16 protein-coding genes and 1 pseudogene are annotated in these 18277 nt (G+C 72.2%); 10 read left to right on the top strand and 7 right to left on the bottom strand.

Going from position 1 to position 18277, the window contains the following annotated elements:
- Positions 1–35: 35 nt before the first annotated feature.
- Positions 36–698 carry a methyltransferase domain-containing protein gene (locus ABZ386_RS07650; protein WP_355725108.1) on the bottom strand — a complete coding sequence of 221 codons (663 nt, stop codon included), beginning with the start codon at positions 696–698 and terminating at the stop codon, positions 36–38.
- Positions 699–801: 103 nt separating this feature from the next.
- Entirely contained in the window at positions 802–2934 is a 2133-nt protein-coding gene (locus tag ABZ386_RS07645; RefSeq protein ID WP_358964134.1) for an alpha-galactosidase, read from the bottom strand.
- A gap of 105 nt (positions 2935–3039) precedes the next feature.
- Between ABZ386_RS07645 and ABZ386_RS07640 the strand changes: the two genes are divergently transcribed.
- From ABZ386_RS07640 to ABZ386_RS07610, 7 genes are all read left to right on the top strand, one after another.
- Positions 3040–4086 (top strand): LacI family DNA-binding transcriptional regulator, encoded by a 1047-nt coding sequence (locus ABZ386_RS07640; protein ID WP_351336523.1) that lies wholly within the window; start codon positions 3040–3042, stop codon positions 4084–4086.
- Between the two features lie 54 nt (positions 4087–4140).
- Positions 4141–5466 carry an ABC transporter substrate-binding protein gene (locus ABZ386_RS07635; RefSeq protein ID WP_358964131.1) on the top strand — a complete coding sequence of 442 codons (1326 nt, stop codon included), beginning with the start codon at positions 4141–4143 and terminating at the stop codon, positions 5464–5466.
- A gap of 2 nt (positions 5467–5468) precedes the next feature.
- A complete protein-coding gene (locus ABZ386_RS07630) occupies positions 5469–6395 on the top strand; it encodes a sugar ABC transporter permease (RefSeq protein WP_351336530.1) in 927 nt (308 codons plus the stop codon).
- Positions 6392–7216 carry a carbohydrate ABC transporter permease gene (locus ABZ386_RS07625; RefSeq protein WP_351336532.1) on the top strand — a complete coding sequence of 275 codons (825 nt, stop codon included), beginning with the start codon at positions 6392–6394 and terminating at the stop codon, positions 7214–7216. The genes ABZ386_RS07630 and ABZ386_RS07625 overlap by 4 nt, the downstream gene beginning before the upstream one ends.
- Positions 7217–7316: 100 nt before the next feature.
- Entirely contained in the window at positions 7317–9785 is a 2469-nt protein-coding gene (locus ABZ386_RS07620) for a CBM35 domain-containing protein (RefSeq protein ID WP_358964128.1), read from the top strand.
- 51 nt (positions 9786–9836) lie between these two features.
- Positions 9837–10199: a hypothetical protein gene (locus ABZ386_RS07615; RefSeq protein WP_351336536.1), complete on the top strand. Its 363-nt coding sequence runs from the start codon at positions 9837–9839 to the stop codon at positions 10197–10199.
- Positions 10200–10389: 190 nt separating this feature from the next.
- A complete protein-coding gene (locus ABZ386_RS07610) occupies positions 10390–11409 on the top strand; it encodes a sporulation protein (RefSeq protein WP_355722958.1) in 1020 nt (339 codons plus the stop codon).
- Between the two features lie 19 nt (positions 11410–11428).
- Here the strand turns inward: ABZ386_RS07610 and ABZ386_RS07605 are convergent, their stop codons facing one another.
- On the bottom strand, positions 11429–12598 hold the full coding sequence (locus ABZ386_RS07605) for a M56 family metallopeptidase (RefSeq protein ID WP_358964125.1): 1170 nt from the start codon (positions 12596–12598) through the stop codon (positions 11429–11431).
- Between the two features lie 12 nt (positions 12599–12610).
- Positions 12611–12997 carry a BlaI/MecI/CopY family transcriptional regulator gene (locus ABZ386_RS07600; protein ID WP_351336544.1) on the bottom strand — a complete coding sequence of 129 codons (387 nt, stop codon included), beginning with the start codon at positions 12995–12997 and terminating at the stop codon, positions 12611–12613.
- A 128-nt stretch (positions 12998–13125) separates the two neighbouring features.
- On the opposite strand from ABZ386_RS07600, the gene ABZ386_RS07595 reads away from it, so the two are divergent.
- The 3 genes from ABZ386_RS07595 (at position 13126) to ABZ386_RS07585 (ending at position 14704) form a co-directional block, all read left to right on the top strand.
- Entirely contained in the window at positions 13126–13701 is a 576-nt protein-coding gene (locus ABZ386_RS07595) for a TerD family protein (RefSeq protein WP_114250436.1), read from the top strand.
- Positions 13702–13799: 98 nt separating this feature from the next.
- Positions 13800–14465, top strand: a complete 666-nt coding sequence (locus ABZ386_RS07590) for a hypothetical protein (RefSeq protein ID WP_356670667.1) — start codon at positions 13800–13802, stop codon at positions 14463–14465.
- Positions 14453–14704, top strand: a complete 252-nt coding sequence (locus tag ABZ386_RS07585; RefSeq protein WP_351336549.1) for a twin-arginine translocase TatA/TatE family subunit — start codon at positions 14453–14455, stop codon at positions 14702–14704. Before ABZ386_RS07590 ends, ABZ386_RS07585 begins: the two co-directional genes overlap by 13 nt.
- Positions 14705–14951: 247 nt before the next feature.
- Here the strand turns inward: ABZ386_RS07585 and htpG are convergent, their stop codons facing one another.
- The 3 genes and pseudogenes from htpG to ABZ386_RS07570 form a co-directional block, all read right to left on the bottom strand.
- A complete protein-coding gene (gene htpG, locus ABZ386_RS07580; RefSeq protein ID WP_356670665.1) occupies positions 14952–16850 on the bottom strand; it encodes a molecular chaperone HtpG in 1899 nt (632 codons plus the stop codon).
- A gap of 104 nt (positions 16851–16954) precedes the next feature.
- Positions 16955–17674, bottom strand: a complete 720-nt coding sequence (locus ABZ386_RS07575; protein WP_358964122.1) for a class F sortase — start codon at positions 17672–17674, stop codon at positions 16955–16957.
- A gap of 216 nt (positions 17675–17890) precedes the next feature.
- Positions 17891–18277 (bottom strand): annotated as a pseudogene (locus ABZ386_RS07570) (hypothetical protein); the annotation flags it as partial.

Genomic DNA, 18277 nt, shown 5'->3' with positions numbered 1-18277 from the left:
TCGGTCCGCGAGCGCGGCTGCCCGCCCCTACCAATCTACGAGCGATCCGCCGTCCGGGCCCACCGGCCGGCCTCGCTGTCGGGGCGGTGCGCCCAGAACAGGGTGTGGCCGCCCGCGCCCTCCGGGAGGAACTCCTCCCGCTCGATGACGAGACCGGCCCGGGTGATCCAGGCACGGTTCGTGGCGGCGTCCGCATGGCTCCACCACATCGGAGCCCCGGCCCCGAGCCAGTTCTCCTCGGTCCCGGTCCACGCGCCGTGCCCCGTGGTGGCCACGAAGCACCCGCCCGGGCGCAGCCACCCGGCGATCTTCCGCAGCAGGGGCGGCTGCTCGGGCAGCGGGATGTGGATCAGGGCGTAGAGGGAGACGACGGCGTCGAACGACGCGGGCTCGAAGGACACGGTGGTGGCATCGGCGTGCCGGAAGTCCGCGTCGGGCACCCGCTCCCGGGCCCGGCGGATCTGCACCTCACTGATGTCGATGCCGGTGACCCGGTGCCCGGCGGCGGCCAGGGTGCGGGCGACCGGCACCCCGCTGCCGCAGCCCACGTCCAGCACCCTGCCGCCGGCCGGCAGACGCCGGCGGAGGTCGCCGAGCAGTGACGCGTACTTCGTCCCGGCGCCGTAGACCTCGTCGTAGCGCCGGGAGACGGCGTCGTACCCGCGCCGGACGACGTCCTTGGGATCGGTGGTGTCCACGCGCGGGAGGCTAGCCATCGCCCCGGGCGGCGGCGAGCGATTATCCCGGCCCGTCCGCCGGCCGGCCGAGCGTCCCGGGGGCCGGGGAACCGGCCGAGGCTCCCTACGCCTCCGGTGTGAGCCGGATGAGCAGCACGCCGGGTGTGCGCGGCACGGTCACCGTCAGCGCGTCACCGTCCCAGAGCGCCTCGCCGGCCCGCGCGGCGGTGGGGTGCAGGACGTCCGCGCGGACGGCGCCGCCCGCGAGGTGCGGGACCGGCAGGCGCCGTCCGGACGGCCCGCCGCGCCGCCACACCGACAGGTACGTCACCGCCTCGCCGGGGACGCGCAGGCCGAGGGCCAGCCACTCGTCCGTCCAGCCGGGCAGGCCGAGCGGCCAGAACGGCAGGGCCCGGGCGAGGTCCCCGCGGATCGACTTGTAGACCTCCACGGCGTCCCGGACGAGGGCCAGTTGGCGGTCGGCCATGCGGTCGAGGTGGCCGGAGAGGTGGATGCGGCCGAGCAATGCCCCGCCGAGGGTCCACGAGATCAGGTCGTCGTCGAACCCGGGCTGCGGGTAGGCCCAGACGGCGCCCTGTTCGGGCGGGACCGCGGTCGGCGCGGCGGCGGCGATGGGCGGGTAGCGCAGCGGGTCCTGCTGGTCGCTGGTGGACTGGAGCTGGGCGACGGCGAGGGTGGCGCCGTCCATGCGCATGCCGCCGGAGGCGCAGTTCTCGACGACCAGCCCCGGGTGGCGGTCCAGGACGCCGGAGAGCCAGTCGAGGTAGGCGTGGGCGTGGCCGAGCAGCCCCGCTCCCGGTGCGAGGTCGCCGGGGGCCTGGGTGCCCGGGTCGACGACGATGTTGTAGTCCAGCTTGAGGTAGCCCACGCCCCAGTCGCCGACGATCCGGTCGACCGTCTTGTCGAGGTGGGCGCGGGCGGCCGGGTGCCGCAGGTCGAGCTGGTGGCGGCCCTGCTCGGTGAGGCGCACGCCGTCGCGCTGGAAGAACGCCTCGCCGGGCAGCTCGGCCGCGACGGGGCTGCGCACCCCGACGACCTCGGGCTCCAGCCACAGCCCGGGCACCATCCCGCGCTCCCGGATCCGGTCCAGGACCGCCTGGATGCCGCCGTCGGGGAAGCGGCGCGGCGAGGGCTGCCAGGCGCCGACGCTGTCCCACCAGCCCCGGGTGTCGTCGTCGTACCAGCCCGAGTCGATGCAGAAGTACTCGGCTCCGGCGTCGGCGGCGGCGTCGATCAGCGGCAGCAGCTTGGCCGTGGTCGGGTCGCCCATCAGGGTGTTCATATAGTCGTTGAAGACGACGGGCAGGGCGGTGTGGTCCGGGTGGGGGCGGCGGATCACCCGGCGGTAGGAGGTCAGGGCGCCCAGCGCGGCGTCGAGGTCCGGGCCGAGGGCCAGGGCGCCGGGCACGGTGGTGAACTCCTCGCCGGGGGCGAGCCGGACCCGCCACTGGTGTTCCGCGTCCGTGGGGCCGTTGAGCGCCAGGTAGGTGCCGTGCGCGCGTTCGCCGAGGTCCCAGCGCCAGCCGGCCGGGGACTCCACCTGCCAGACCCAGGTCCGGCCGCCGTACCGCTCGGTCAGGGCGCCCATGGCCAGATGGCCGTCGGTGGGCCAGCTGCCGCGCCCGGTGAGGACGAGGGCGGCCCGGCTGTCGTGCTCGTGGACGTCGGTGTTGATGTCGGCGACGGACGCGCGCAGCGGCTCGGTGTACCAACGGCACTCGGCGAGCCAGTCGTTGCGGGCCCGGTGGACGTCGAGGGCGTCCGGGGCGGGCAGGCCGCCGAGCAGGAGACTGCTGACGGACTGGACGACGAGGGGCTCGCGGCCGTCGTTGCGGAGCCGGACGCGGGAACGGAGGACGGGCAGTCCGGTCGGTGAGGTGAGTTCGGCGAACGCCGTCAACCCCGTGTCCGGGTCGTGGAGTTCGGCGGTCAGCCACTCCCAGCCGTCCCGGCTGCCCGTGCGGTGGGCCCGGTAGGCGAGCCGCGACCCGAAGGCCGTGCCGGTGAAGCGGGGGCCGGACCAGCCGCTGCCGTGGCCCAGGGCGGTGAGTTCCACGAGGGGGAGGGCGGCGGCCGGGTCGGCGGGCCGCTCGTCGCCGGGGCGGGCGAGCCGGACCAGCCGGAGGGTCCCGTCGGCGGCCACCGCGAACCGGACGCCGAGCGCCTCGTGCCCCCAAGTGAACTCGTGCTGCCGCTGGTTGGAGGCTGTGCGCGCCGCATCCGCCGTGCCGGTCAAGGTGCTCCCCCTCCTGGCCCCGCCCCGTTGCCGGGAGCGGCGGTCCGCGTGAATCCCTCGTTACGGTCTCTTGACGACCCAAGTGTGACCGGTCACAATCCTCGCATGAATGTGACCGGTCACACAAGGCGCCCGGCGAGCATCAGGGACGTCGCGACCGCCGCGGGCGTCTCCTACCAGACCGTCTCGCGGGTGATCAACGGCCATCCCAGCGTCCGGCCGTCCACCCGGGAGCGGGTGCTCGCCGCCATCGACGAGCTGGGCTTCCGCCGCAACGCGACCGCCCTGGCCCTGGCCAGCGGCCGCAGCCGGGCCGTGACCGTGCTCACCGCGAACACCACCCACTACGGCTACGCCTCGATCCTCCAGGGCATCGAGGAGGCGGCCCGCGCGGCGTCGTACGCGGTGGGGATCGGGGTCCTGGAGTCCGCCGAGGACGCGGCCGTCGCCGCGCAGGTGCAGCGCGCGGCGGACGCGGGCGGCGGACTGATCGTGATCGCCTACGATCCGGCCGGTGTGCGGGCGCTGGGTGCCGTGCCCGCCGGGCTGCCGGTCGTCGGTGTGGTCGAGACCCCGGCGAGCCCGCCCGCCGGCGAGAGTCCCTGGGTGTGGGCCGACGACCGCGAGGCCGCCTACCAGGCGACCCGCCATCTGCTAGCCCTCGGCCACGAGACCGTGCACTACGTCGCCATCCCGTCCAGCACCCGCCGCACCAGCGCCCGCACCAGCGGCTGGCGGCAGGCGCTCAAGGAGGCCGGCGCTCCCGAACCCCGCCCTGTGCAGAGCAGTTGGGGCCCGGCGGGCGGTCACGCAGCGGGTCTGAAGCTCGCGAAGGACCCGTCCGTCACCGCGATCCTGTGCGGCAACGACGATCTCGCGCTCGGTGTGCTGCGGGCCCTGCACGAGGCGGGCCGCCCGGTGCCGGGCGAGGTGAGCGTGGCCGGTTTCGACGACGCCCCGCACTCCGCGTTCCTCACCCCGTCCCTGACGACCGTGCGCCTGGACTTCACCGGCCTCGGGCGGGCCGCGTTCGGCCTGCTGCACGGGGTGCTGGAGGAGTCGGCGCCGGTCGCCCCGCATCCGGTGTCCGTGCCGGAACTGGTGGTGCGGGAGAGCTCGGGCCCGCCGCCCGCCGGTCGCCGAACACCCTGATCCAGTCCAGCAGTTGTTCCTGATCCGAACCGCCTGCTTTCGGAAAGGCACGTGATGAAGAGAAGAGCTCTCCCCGCCCTGGCGCTGATCTGCGCCGCCGGCCTGGCCGCCACCGCGTGCAGTGATCCGACCGCCGGGGACTCCGGTTCGGACGACGCGAAACAGACGGCGGTGAACCCGACCGCCCGCCTCGACGGCGTGAAGCTGACCATGTGGACGGCGCAGAACACGGTCAACGCGCCCCAGCAGGTCATCGACGCCTTCGAGAAGGCCACCGGCGCCACGGTCGACACCCAGGCGATCCCGGACCTCTACGAGCAGAACGTGCCGACGAAGCTGGCCTCCGGCGACCGCCCGGACCTGATGTTCTGGCAGCCGTCCATCTCCACGCTGCCGTTCATCCAGCCCAAGCAGAACCTCCTGACCCTAGACGGTGAGCCGTGGGTCTCCGAGCTCGGCGACACCGAGAGGTCCCTCGGCGTCATCGACGGCAAGCGGTACGCGGCGATCGTCACCAGCCCCGCCATGCTCGGCGTCTACTACAACAAGGACGTCTTCAGGAAGGCCGGGCTGAGCGAGAAGGACTTCCCCCAGTCCTACGACGACCTGCTCGCCCTCGGCCGCACGGTCGTCGACAAGACCGACGCGGCCGCCTTCTACGAGGCCGGCGGCGACAAGTGGCCGTTGCAGTGGCAGATGCAGGTCCAGCTCACCGACCTCGACAAGCAGTGGTGGGCCGATCTGAACGCCGGCAGGAAGAAGTGGACCGACCCGGTCGTCGTCGGCGCGATCAAGAAGTACAAGGAGAAGCTGCTCGACGCGGGGCTCGCCCAGAAGAACTACCGCACCGGCACGTTCACCGGGCAGGCCGACGCGCTGTGGAAGGGCGAGGCCGGCATGGTCCTCAACGTCACTTCCTTCCAGAGCCAGTTGCAGGCCAAGTACTCCACCGCCGAGATCGACCGGAAGATCGGCTGGTTCCCCGTCGCCAACTCCTCGGCCACCGGCCTGTACTCCCCCGACCAGACCAACGGTGTCGTCGCCTTCAAGACCGGTGACGAGAAACGGCAGAACGCGGCCCGGCAGTTCCTCGCCTTCTGGCTCGGCCCGGACTACCCGGACTACATCAGGACGATGAAGATCCCCTCCGTGCAGCCGTCCGTGCCCACGCCCGACGGACTGCCCGAGACGTCCAAGGCCCAGGTCGCGGCCCTGCCCAAGGCCATCGGCGTCTTCCAGGCCAAGGCCATCGTCGCCCCCGACACGCACCTGTACCTGGCCGACATGATCTTCGACAAGAAGAGCCCGCAGCAGGTCGCGCAGGCGATCCAGGACCAGTTCGCGCAGGTGGCCAAGGCCCAGGGCGCCCCCGGGTTCTGACCATGGCGGACACGGTCGTACGCACCCGCAAGCAGCGGGCATCCGCCGACGGCACACCCAAAGGGGTGGGGCGGCTCCCGCGCGCCGCCGTGCACCACCCCTGGTGGTTCGCGCTCCCCGCGATCGTCGTCTTCGCGGGCTTCTTCCTGGTGCCGAACCTGCTGAACTTCTACTACCCGTTCACCAACTGGTCCTCGTACCACGCGGACATCGCGTTCACGGGCCTGGACAACTTCAGGACCATCGCCGACGACGGCTCGCTGCTGCGGGCGATCCGGACGACCCTGGTGTACGCGCTGCTGGCGGCGCTGTTCCAGAACGGCTTCGGGCTCGTGCTGGCGCTGCTGCTGGAGGACGACAGCCGCTTCAACCGGTTCTTCCGGGCCGTCTTCTTCCTGCCGGTGCTGATCTCGGCCCTGGCCACCGGCTATGTCTTCCAGGCGCTGCTCGACCAGGACGGGGCGCTCAACTCCGTGCTCGGCACGGACGTCCCGTGGCTGGGGTCGACGACCTGGACGCTGGTGATCGTCACGCTCATCCACGGCTGGAAGTGGATGGGCCTGTCGATGCTGATCTATCTCGCCGGGCTCAAGGGCATTCCCGGCGAGATGCTGGAGGCCGCGAAGTGCGACGGCGCGGGGCCCTGGCGGACCTTCTGGTCGGTGCGCTGGCCGATGCTCGCGCCGGCCGTCACCTTCAACGTCACCACGGCGCTGATCGGTTCGATGAACACCTTCGACATCGTGCAGGCCACGACGGGCGGCGGCCCCGCGGCCTCCACCGAGGTCTTCAACATCTACATGTTCCGGATCTTCGGGCAGGGCCTGTACGCCCAGGCCTCCGCGATGAGTCTCGTCCTGTTCCTGGTCGTGGTCGCGGTGGCGATCCCGCTGGTCGTGGGGCTGCGGCGAAGGGAGCAACTGCTGTGACCGCGGTGTGGCGGTACGGCCGCCCGTCCCTCGTCGTCCTGCTCGCCGCCCTGGCCGTGGGCGTGCCGCTGTGGCTGGTGGCCGTCACCTCGGCCAAGCCGCAGGCGGAGGCCATCAAGCCGAACCTCGACCTGCCCCGGCACTGGCAGCCCTCCGCCAACTACGCGGACGCCGTCAGCCAGGGCGAGATGCTGCGCGGCTTCCTCAACTCGCTGCTGGTCGTGGTGCCTTCGGTGGTTCTGGTGCTGATCCTGGGGGCGGGCGCCGCCTGGGTCTTCGCCCGCCGCAAGTCCAAGCTGGTCTCGGCGGCGTACGCGCTGTGCATCAGCGGGCTGCTGTTGCCGCCCGCCGTCATCACCATCGTGATGGAGCTGCGGCAACTGGGCCTGGCGAACACGCGCCCCGGCATGATCGCCGTGTACACCGGCATGTACCTGTCCACGTCGATCTTCTTCATGACGGGCTTCATCCGGGCCATCCCCATGGAACTGGAGGAGGCGGCCCGGATGGACGGGGCGTCGCCGTCACGGATCTTCTGGCGGATCGTGCTGCCCCTGCTCCGGCCGGTGATCGCCACCGCGACGATCATGGTGATGCTCTACGCCTGGAGCGATGTCTTCTACGCGTTCTTCGTCCTCGGCGGCGGAGACCGGGCGACCCTGCCGCTCAACCTCTACCAGGTCGCCAGCGCCCAGCTCTACCTCAACAACTGGCATCTCGTCTTCGCGTACGTCGTGGTGATGAGCCTGCCCATGGTCGCCGTGTTCCTCGTCGGCCAGCGAAAGATCGTGTCCGGAATCACCAGTGGAGCCGTCAAGTGACTGGAGGTCCAGCAGCGTGATCACCCCCGCCCGCACGCGAGTCCGTCCGAGATCCCGTACCAGAACCGCCCTGATCACAGCACTACTTGGAGCAGCCGCCATGGCAGCCACCCTCCCCGCGGCAGGATCCGCGGCAGCCGCGGCCGAACCGCAGCGCCTCACCGTCGACCTCAAGTCCTCCGAGGGCCCGGTGATGCTCGGCGCCAACGGCTCCCTCTACGGGCTCAGCGACGACGGCGTGCCTAGCGACGCCGCGATGGCGCCCCTGAAGATCACCAGCGTCTCGCAGAAGCCCGAGGGCGGCGCCCAGCACCCCAACGGCGACGCGCTCACGGTCTCGAAGTCGTTCTTCCGCAACGGCGGCGGCGAGATCAACGTGATGATGCAGGACATCTACGCCAAGTGGCCCTACGAGGACCTCGGCATCGACGACTACCTCCCCAAGGTCGACAAGATCGTCAAGGAGATATCGGCCGACCCGAACAGCGACCGCTTCGTCTACATCCCGTTCAACGAGCCCGACCAGATCTGGTACAAGCTCGACGTCGCCGACCAGGCGCAGTACGAGAAGAACCGGGACCGGTTCTTCCAGGACTGGAAGACGGTGTACCACCGCATCCGCGCGATCGACCCGGACGCGCGCATCGCCGGACCCAACGAAGCCGCCTACCACACGCGCCTGCTGAAGGACTTCCTCGCCTTCGCCAAGCGGGAGAACGTGCTGCCCCAGATCATGACCTGGCACGAGTTGGGCTCCGGCTCGCTGCGCGACTTCCAGGCCCATTACGACGACTACCGCAAGCTGGAGCGCGAGGCGGGCATCGCCCCGCTGAAGATCAACATCGACGAGTACGCCAACCGCCGCGACCTGTCCGTGCCCGGCCAGCTCGTGCAGTGGGTGTCCATGTTCGAACGCAACAAGGTGTACGCGAACATGGCCTACTGGGACGCCGCCGGCAACCTCAGCGGCCACGTGGTGCGCTCCAACATCCCCAACGGCGGCTGGTGGCTGTTCCGCTGGTACGCGGGCCTGACCGGGAACACCGTGAAGGTGACGCCGCCGCAGCCCAACACCATCGACACCCTCCAGGGACTCGCCTCCCTCGACACCTCCCGCCGCCAGGCACAGGTGCTGCTCGGCGGCTCCGCCGGCGACTCGGACGTGGTCGTGCGCAACGTCCCCCGCTCCGTGTTCGGCCGCACGGTGACCGCGACCGTCGCCGAGGCCGCCTGGTCCGGCTACGAGGGTCAGCACGCGGCGCCGCGGGTCCTGGCGCGCACCAAGGTCAAGGTGGCGGACGACGGTTCGGTGACGGTCCCGCTGCGCGGGATGCAGAAGATGTCGGCGTACCGGATCGTCCTCACCCCGGGCGGCTCGGGCACCCCGGCCGCGGCCTCCGTCCCGTGGTCGGCGTCGTACGAGGCCGAGGACGCGGCCATCACCGACGGCAAGGTCTACACGCAGGGCACCGTGCAGAACGCCAACGGCTACGCGGCCTCCGGCACCAAGGACGTCGGCTCCCTCAACCAGCCCGGCAGCAAGGTGGCCTTCTCGGTGACGGTGCCGAAGGACGGCACGTACGACCTGGCGATCCTGTACGGCAACCAGTCCGGCGGCCCGGCCACCCAGAAGCTGTCGGTCGACGGCGCCGACCCGGTGACGGTCTCCTACCCCTCCACGGAGAACTGGACCTACCGCGCCAAGAAGGACGTCACCCTCCAACTGAAGGCGGGCACACATCAGTTGACCCTGTCCAAGGGCGACGCCGAGGTCACCCTCGACCGGATCGACCTGACGACCCGTACGGGCGCGGCCTCCGCCTCGTACGAGGCCACGCTCGCGGACATCAGCGGCCGGCCGTCGTACGACTACGCGTCGTCCGCCGGGGTGGGCACGGGCGCCCTGGTCCTGCGCTCGGGCGACAAGGCGGTCTTCGACGTCTACGCCCCGCGCGACGGCTACTACACGGTGACGCCCCGCTCCACGGCGGCGGTGAAGCTCGCACTGCACGGCGAGACGGTCACGGCGGCGCCCGGCCGGCCGCTGCGGCTCTACCTGGTCGCGGGCAACAACCGGATCGCGATGACGTCGGGCCACGCCGCCGTGCGCTCCCTCGACGTCACCGGCGACGGCTCGGCCACCGGCACCCTCTCCTACGAGGGCGCCTCGGCGACGCTCGCCGGCGGGGCCAAGCTCGTCGACTCCCCGCACGCCTCCGCCGGCTCGTACATCGGCTGGCTCGGCAACAGCCCCTCCAGCACCGCGGAGTTCACGGTGGACGCGCCCCGCTCCGGCCGCTACCTGCTGGTCGTCCACTACGCGCACAACGACCGCCGGGACAACGGCCACGCCTACAACACGGACATCATGTCCCGTACCGCCGACATCACGGTCGGGTCCGGTGCGCCGGTGAAGGTCACCTTCAAGAACACCTGGAGCTGGGACGACTACTGGACCGTCGGCGTCCCGGTCGACCTGAAGAAGGGCGCCAACACGGTGACGTTCGGCAACGCGAGCGCCTGGGCGCCGAACATCGACCGGATCGAGCTGGGCCGGGTCGTGGGCTGACCCGTGCGATGAGGGGTAACGGTTGACGGAGTGACGGTTGCGGAGGATCGAATGGCATCGTCCGCAACCGGGATACCGCCACCCACCGGCCTGGGCGTCGCGATGGCGCCCAGCGCCTCCGCCGCCGACAACTGCTGGGCGGACGGGGACGGCATCCGCTCCTGGTGCCGCAACGTGTCCGGCGCGGCGGTGTACGGATACATCGGCAACAACCACATCTACCCCGACCCCACCAAGGTGGTCGGATACATGCACTCCAACCCCAGCTGGTTCTACTGCAAGCTGGACGGCCAGGCCTGGGTCGGCGGGCCGCACCCGACCCGCTGGCTGCTGACCGTGGCCGACAACGGCAAACTCGGCTACATGAAGGACACCGCGATCTACAGCGAGACCGATCCCGTGCGCAACTGCTGACCTCGGGTCGGCCCGTGACAGTGCCGCAGTCCGCCTGGGAGGCGGACTGCGGCACTGTCGTGTTCCGGCCGGTCCCGTAACGTCCGCGCGCCCCGCCCGGGGGCCCCGCATGACATCCCGTCACCCGCACCCCTATGCTTCTACATGCCTGTAGAAGCCAGTACACGCACGTGAAGGAGTGGACGCCACCATGGTGTTCAAACGACTGCTCGGCGCGCTCGGTGTGGGCGGCCCCACGGTCGACACGGTTCTCGACCCGGCCCCCGTCCGCCCGGGCGGCACGCTCACCGGCCAGGTCCACCTGGTCGGTGGCAAGGCCGACTTCGACATCGAGCACATCACCCTGGAGCTGGTGGCCCGGGTCGAGGCCGAGCACGAGGGCGGTGAGAGCGAGGGGGTCGTGGCCTTCGACCGCTTCACCGTCGGCGGCGGCTTCCGGCTCGCCGAGGGCGAGCAGCGCAGCGTGCCGTTCAGCGTGACCGTGCCGTGGGAGACGCCGGTCACGGAACTGCACGGCCAGAGCCTGGGCATCATCCTCGGGGTGCGCACCGAGCTGTCGGTGGCGGGCGCGAAGGACAAGGGCGACCTGGACCAGCTGACCGTCGCGCCGCTGCCCGTGCAGGAGGCCGTGCTCGAAGCCCTCGGCGGGCTCGGGTTCGGTTTCCGGTCGGCCGACCTGGAGTACGGGCGCATCGGCGGCACGGGCCAGCGGCTGCCCTTCTACCAGGAGATCGAGCTCGTCCCCTCGCCCGCCTACGCGCAGCAGGTCAACGAGATCGAGCTGACGTTCCTGGCGAACCCGGGGGGCGTGGAGGTGGTGCTGGAGGCGGACAAGCGGGGCGGCTTCCTGTCGCCCGGCCAGGACGCGCTCACCCGCTTCACCGTCTCCCACGAGGGGGTCGGGCAGCAGGACTGGCCGGCGATCGTCGACGGCTGGATGCGGCAGCTGGTCGAGCACCGGGCGTCGTACGGCTCCCCCACGGGCTACGCCGCCCCCTTGGGCCACGGCTCCCCCGCCGCGTTCGGCCCGGGCGGTCACGGGCACGACGGGCATCACCATGACGGCCACCGCTCCGGACCCGGCATGGGCACCGCCGTCGCGGCGGGCGCGGCCGGACTCGCGGTCGGGGTCGTCGGCGGCATGGTCGCCGGCGAAGTCGTCGACGAGGTCGGGGACTTCTTCGAGGGCGAGGAGGACGAGGAGGGCTGACGCCGTAGGGGCGGGGCCCTCACAGGGGCGTGGCCGCGTGCAGGATGAGGACCATCGTCACGGCCGAGTTCGCGGAGGACATCGCCGACACGGCCGTTCCCGCGGCCGCGCCCCAGGCCGCCAGGCCGACGGAGGTGAACGCCGGGGGCCAGGTGCGCACGGCCGGTGCCGGGCCGAGGAGCGCCGCCACGCGGCGGGGCACCGGCCCCGGCGCGGCGAGTCCCGCGAGCGTGGAGACCGGGGTGCCCCGGGAGACGAGGGCGGCCGTGCCGATGGCGCGCGCCACCGTGCGGCGGCTGCCGATCGCCCGGGCCGCCTCCTCGTCGGCCCACCGCTCGGCCGTGTACGCCACGGCGGTGCGCAGCGGCCGCAGGAACGGGTTGGCCCGGGCGGCGAGCTGCACGGCGAGCAGGAACCGGTCGTGCCGGGCATCGAGGTGCGCCCGCTCATGGGCGAACAGCGCCCGCCGCTCAGCCGCCCCGAGCCGGTCCAGCAGGGCCGTACTCACCACGACACGCCCCCCACGCGGGCCCCGGGCACGGCGGCCGGCCCTGCCACGCCGAGCACCCTCGCCGGGCCGCCCACCGCCGGTGCGCCCGCCATCGGTCAGCTCACCGCCGGGCCGCCCATGCCTGTGCGGGACGGCCGGGCCACCGCCGCGTCGCGCAGACGCGCGCGGGCCGGTGCGGCCACCGCCCGGGCGCCCATCAATGGGCGGACCGGTCCGCCCGCCACCGGGCCGCGCATCCGCGGGCGAGCCGCCCCGCCGCCCGCCGGGCAGCGCGTACGCGTAGGGGACGGCGTCGGGCAGGACGGCGACCTCGGTGTCCGGCAGGCCGGTCAGGGCGCGGTGGGCCTGGCGGCGCACCCGGGCGTGCCGCCACAGCGTCCGGGCGCAGGCGGCGACCACCGCGCACAGCGCGGGAATCGCGGCCTTGCCGACGACCTCGTCGTACGGCACCGCCGCCCGCACCTCGGGGTCCGACCAGCCGTCCGGCAGCGGGTTGCCGGGCAGCTGGGCGGTGCCGACCACCATCACCAGCCCCAGGCACACGGTGCTGCACAGCGCCAGCACCACCGCCAGCACGGTGAGCAGCCGGGTCGCGGTACGCGGATGCAGATGCTGCTCGGCCAGGCGCGCGACCGGCCAGGCCGTGAGCGGCAGGACCAGCGGAAGAAAGACGAACACCCCCATGAGGCTTCAGTCTTCCCCCTCGCCGTGGGCCTGATCCAGCAGGTCGCGCAGCAGCCGCTCGTCGTCCGGGTCGAGGCCGGTGACGAAGCTGGCCAGCACGGCCCCGCGGTCGTTCTCGGCGTCCAGCACCTTGCGCATCTTGCGGGCGGCCAGGCCCGCGTGGTCCGAGGCGGGCGTCCAGGCGAAGGACCGGCCGACCCGCTCCCGGGTCACCGCGCCCTTGCCCAGCAGCCGGGTCAGGATCGTGATCACCGTCGTGTAGGCGAGGTCGCCGCCAAGACGTTCCTGCACCCAGCCGGCCGTGGCCGGACCGTCCGCCTCCCGCAGTGCCGACAGCACCAGCGCCTCCAGCTCGCCCTGTCCCCGCCGGGGACGCTGCCGGGGATCCGTCACCGCCCTGCCTCCCTTCCGCCGCCCTTCGGCGCCCGTGCGGACATCGTATAGACCCGCCGGACCGGAACCTGGGCCTTCTACAGTGCTGTAGATTTTAAGGGACCGCACTCGTCAAGAAGGAGTACCTCGTGGGAGTTTCCCTGTCCAAGGGCGGCAACGTCTCGCTCAGCAAGGAGGCGCCGGGCCTCACCGCCGTCCTGGTCGGCCTGGGCTGGGACGTCCGCACGACCACCGGCACCGACTACGACCTCGACGCCTCCGCCCTCCTCCTCGACGCCTCCGGCAAGGTCCCCTCGGACGAGCACTTCGTCTTCTACAACAACCTGAGGAGCCCGGACGGCTCGGTCGAGCACACCGGCGACAACCTCACCGGCGAGGGCGAGGGCGACGACGAGAGCGTCAAGGTGAACCTCGCCGCCGTGCCCGCAGGGATCGACAGGATCGTGTTCCCGGTCTCCATCCACGACGCCGAGAACCGCGGCCAGAGCTTCGGGCAGGTCCGCAACGCCTTCATCCGGGTCGTCAACCAGGCGGGCGGTCAGGAGATCGCCCGCTACGACCTGTCCGAGGACGCCTCCACGGAGACCGCGATGGTCTTCGGCGAGCTGTACCGGCACGGCGCCGAGTGGAAGTTCCGGGCCGTCGGCCAGGGATACGCCTCCGGCCTGGCCGGGATCGCGTCCGACTTCGGCGTGAACGTCTGACGTCGACGTGAACGTCTGACACGGACCGACCGCGCCGCCGGGCCCGCCAGCGCGTGGCCGGGCCCGGCGGCGGCCTCAGCAACCGACCGGGAGACCATGTGGCCGTACCGTCCAGCCTCTGCCCCGAGGACCGCGCCGACTTCGAAGCCGTACTGCACCTCGCGATGAGCAGCGCGGAGATCCGCGGCGCTCTGCGCCCCGACCCGACCGGCCGGGCCGCCGCGCACCTGCGCGCCCACGCGCTCGCCCACGCCGACGCCATCACCGCGGCGGCCGGCGAGCCGTACCGGACCTATCTCGCCGTACGGCGGGCGGCCCGGCGGGAGACGCCGCCTCCGCTCGGCACAGGCAGCCTGCTGCCGGCCCTCGCGGTGCTCACCCCGCTCGTGTCGGCCGTCTCCGCCGGGGCGCTGCTGCTGCTCGGCGGCCTGCTCCAGGTGGCCGGCGCGCCGGGCCCGCTGCCCGGCTCGCTCGTCGCGGCCGGCTGGACCCTGGCGCTCGTGGCGGCCGTGACCGGCCTCGTCGCCCTGGCCGCGGTGCTGCGTACGGCCCTGGGCAGACCCACCGTCCCGCCGGCGCCCGACCATGTGGAGCACGCCCGGCAGGCCTGGCGGCAGGCGCTGCTCGACCACGGCATGCTGCCCCACCTGCGCCGGCACCTGACCCCGTACCCCGAGGCGGCGGTCACGCCGTGCTCCCCGCCCGATACGCTCGCGCCGTGCCCGGCCCGGGCGGGAAAGGACAGGACACCATGTTCGGACTGAGCGAGCTCGCGATCATCCTCATCGTCGTGATAGCCGTCCTGGCGGCCAAGAAGCTGCCCGAGCTGGCCCGCTCGGCCGGCAAGTCGGCGCGGATCCTCAAGGCCGAGGCCCGCGCCGCGCGCGACGAGGAGGCGGGCACGGCCCCCGCGCCGCGGGTGGTCCAGGGCGAGATCGTCCCGCCGGGCTCCGCCCCGACCCCGCCCGGCACCCGTGCGGCGGACGCCCGGGACCACCGCTGACCCGCCCCCGGACGACCGCCGACCCGGCTCCGCACCACCGCCGGCGTCCCCGGACCACCGCTGACCCGCGCCCGGACGGCCGCTGACCCGTCCCCGGACCACCGCCAGCCCGCCCCGGACGACCGCCGACCCGGCTCCGCACCACCGCCGGCGTCCCCGGACCACCGCTGACCCGCGCCCGTGCGGCCGCTGATCCGTCCCCGGATCACGGCTGACCCGCCCCGGACGACCGCTGTCCGTCCCTCGGCTACAGCGTGCGCTCCAGGCGGTCCGACACCAGCTTGACGAACTTCGCCGGGTCCTTCGGCTGGCCGCCCTCGGCGAGCACCGCCAGCGTGTGGAGCAGGTCCGCGGACTCCTCCAGTTCCGTGCGGTCCTCGCGCTCCTGGTAGGCCTGGTTGAGGCCCTTCACCAGCGGGTGGCCGGGGTTGAGCTCCAGGATCCGCTTGGTGCGCGGCACCTCCTGGCCCATGGCCCGGTACATGTTCTCCAGGGCTGGGGTCAGGTCGTGCGCGTCGGAGACTACGCAGGCCGGGGAGACGGTGAGGCGCGTCGACAGGCGCACCTCCTTGATGTCTTCGTCGAGCCGCTCCCGCATCCAGCCGAGCAGCCCGGCGAACTCCTCGGCCTGCTTCTCCCGCTCCTCGCCGGCCTGCTCCTCCCCCTTGGCGTCGAGGTCGATCTCGCCCTTGGCGACGGACCGCAGCTTCCGGCCCTCGTACTCGCCCACGGCGTCGACCCACACCTCGTCGACCGCGTCGGTGAGCAGCAGGACCTCGATGCCCTTGTCGCGGAACGCCTCCATGTGCGGGGAGTTCTCGATGCTCTGCCGGGACTCGCCGGTGAGGTAGTAGATGTCCTCCTGGCCGTCCTTCATCCGCTCCACGTACCGGGCCAGCGTGGTCGGCTCGTCGTCGGCGTGGGTGGTCTCGAACGAGGCGACGGCGAGGATCGCGTCCCGGTTCTCCGAGTCGGTGACCAGGCCCTCCTTCAGGACCGTGCCGAACTCGCGCCAGAACGTGGCGTAGCGGTCGGCGTCCTTGGTCATGAACTCCTTGACCGTGGACAGCACCTTCTTCGTCAGGCGGCGCTGCATCATCCGGATGTGCCGGTCCTGCTGCAGGATCTCGCGGGAGACGTTGAGCGAGAGGTCCTGCGCGTCGACGACACCCTTGACGAAGCGCAGGTACGGCGGCAGCAGCGCCTCGCAGTCGTCCATGATGAAGACGCGCTTCACATACAGCTGCACCCCGCGCCGGAAGTCCCGCGTGAACAGGTCGTGCGGGGCGTGCGAGGGGACGAAGAGCAGGGCCTGGTACTCGAAGGTGCCCTCCGCCTGCAGCCGGATCGTCTCCAGCGGCTCGCGCCAGTCGTGGCTGATGTGCTTGTACAGCTCGTGGTACTCGTCGTCGGACACCTCCTCGCGCGAGCGCGCCCACAGGGCCTTCATCGAGTTCAGCGTCTCGGGCTCGGGCGCGCTGTCGCCCTCGCCCGCCTCCGGGACCATCCGGATCGGCCAGGTGATGAAGTCCGAGTACCGCTTGACGATCTCCCGGATCGTCCACGGCGAGGTGTAGTCGTGGAGCTGGTTCTCGGGGTCGGCGGGCTTGAGGTGCAGCGTCACCGAGGTGCCCTGCGGGGCGTCGTCGACGGTCTCCAGGGTGTACGTGGCCTCGCCGCGGGAGCTCCAGCGGGTGCCCTGGCCCTCGCCGGCGCGCCGGGTGACCAGCGTGACCTCGTCCGCCACCATGAAGGCGGAGTAGAAGCCGACACCGAACTGGCCGATGAGCCCCTCGGCCCCGGCCGCGTCCTTGGCCTCCTTCAGCTCCTTCAGGAGGGTGGCCGTACCCGACTTGGCGATGGTGCCGATGAGCTGTCCGACCTCGTCGTACGACATCCCGACGCCGTTGTCCCGCACCGTGAGGGTACGGGCCTCCTTGTCGACGTCGATCTCGATGTGCAGGTCCGAGACGTCGGCGTCGAGCGAGTCGTCCCGCAGCTTCTCCAGACGCAGCTTGTCGAGCGCGTCGGAGGCGTTGGAGACGAGCTCGCGCAGGAAGACATCCTTGTTCGAGTAGACCGAGTGGATCATCAGCTGGAGCAGCTGACGGGCCTCTACCTGGAACTCAAACGTTTCGGTCGTCATGGTTCGCGAATACCTCACAGGTCCCACAGTCGCCTGAACTGGTGGCAGTCACTTGAACTGGTGGCAGTCACTGTAAAACACCAAGTCAGGCCGCAGACCGGGAATCAGGCGAGGTGGGCGAAGACCACCAGGTTCTCGGTGTAGTCCCGGGCCTGGCGGTCGTAGGCACCCGAGCAGGTGATGAGGCGGACCTGGGGGTCGGGGGTGTCGCCGTAGACGCGCTCGCTCGGGAAGTCGTCCTTGGGGAAGGACCGCGCGTCGTCGACCACGAAGGTCGCCCTGCTTCCGTCGGCCCGCGTCACGTGGAACCGGTCCCCCTTCCGCAGCTCGCCGAGCCGGGCGAACACGGCCGGGGACGTCTTGGTGTCGACGTGGCCGGCGATGATCGCGGTCCCGGTCTCGCCGGGCGAGTGGCCCTCGGCGTACCAGCCGACGAGGTTGGTGTCGTCGGCGGGAGGGGGGTCGAGCTGGCCGGAACGGCCGATGGCGAGATCCGTGAAGGGCGCGTCGACCGCGATCTTGGGGATGTGCAGGCGGACCGGCCGGGACCGCGGCAGACCGCCGGCCTCGGACGCGGCGGACCGCGGCGGAGCCGCGGACGCGGGCGGCGCCTCGGGGACGGCGGGCGCGGCCGAGGCGGCGGGCGCGACGGCCGGCGGGGCGAGCGGCGGGCCGCCGGCGTCGGTCGACCCGCCGCGGCCGGTGAGCAGGCCCACGGCCAGGGCCAGGGCGGCCACGGCCCACACCACCGACACGGCGGTGCGCAGCCGCCGCCTCGACGGGGCGGGGTCGGGTGCGTCGGGGGAAGGAGGGCTGGCTGCCATCGAAGACCACCTCACTCGGGCACGGCAGCGGGAACGGACGCGGACGCGGAACGCGGGGCACGGACGCGGCAGGCCGCACGGCACGGGGGGCACTGCCACGGGCACGGACGCGGCACGCGGGCACAGACATGGCGTGGCACGCGGGCGGACGAGCCGGACCGCCGCGACGCGAGGGACACGTGCGGCGGCCGCGGCGGTTATGAGGTCAGGCATCGGTCACGCGGTGCCCCGCGAGGCCTTCTGGCGCCGCAGCGCGTACAGGCCGGTGCCGGCCACCGCCAGCATCGCCAGCCCGCCGGCGGTGACGCCCGGCGTGCCGGCCAGCCCGCCGCCACCGGTGTGCATGCCGCCGTGCGGCTTGTCGTGCTTGCCGTGTCCGAAGCCCTTCTCGTGGTCGTCGCGCTTGCCGTGGTCGTCGTGCTTGCCCTGCTCGTCGCGCTTGTCCCCGAAGGGGTCCTCTTCGTGCTTGTCGTTCCAGGTGTCGTCGCCGCGCTCGCCGTCCTTGAGGGAGTCCGGGTCGTGCTTGGGGTTGTCCCACTCGTCGTCCGCGTTCACGGCGGCCAGGGCTCCGCCACCCGTGTGGACACCGCCGCGCGGCTTGTG

It is taken from the genome of Streptomyces sp. NPDC006140, from assembly GCF_040628815.1.
In the GTDB taxonomy this organism is placed as follows: Bacteria; Actinomycetota; Actinomycetes; order Streptomycetales; family Streptomycetaceae; genus Streptomyces.
This window is presented reverse-complemented; position numbering and strand designations above follow the sequence as displayed.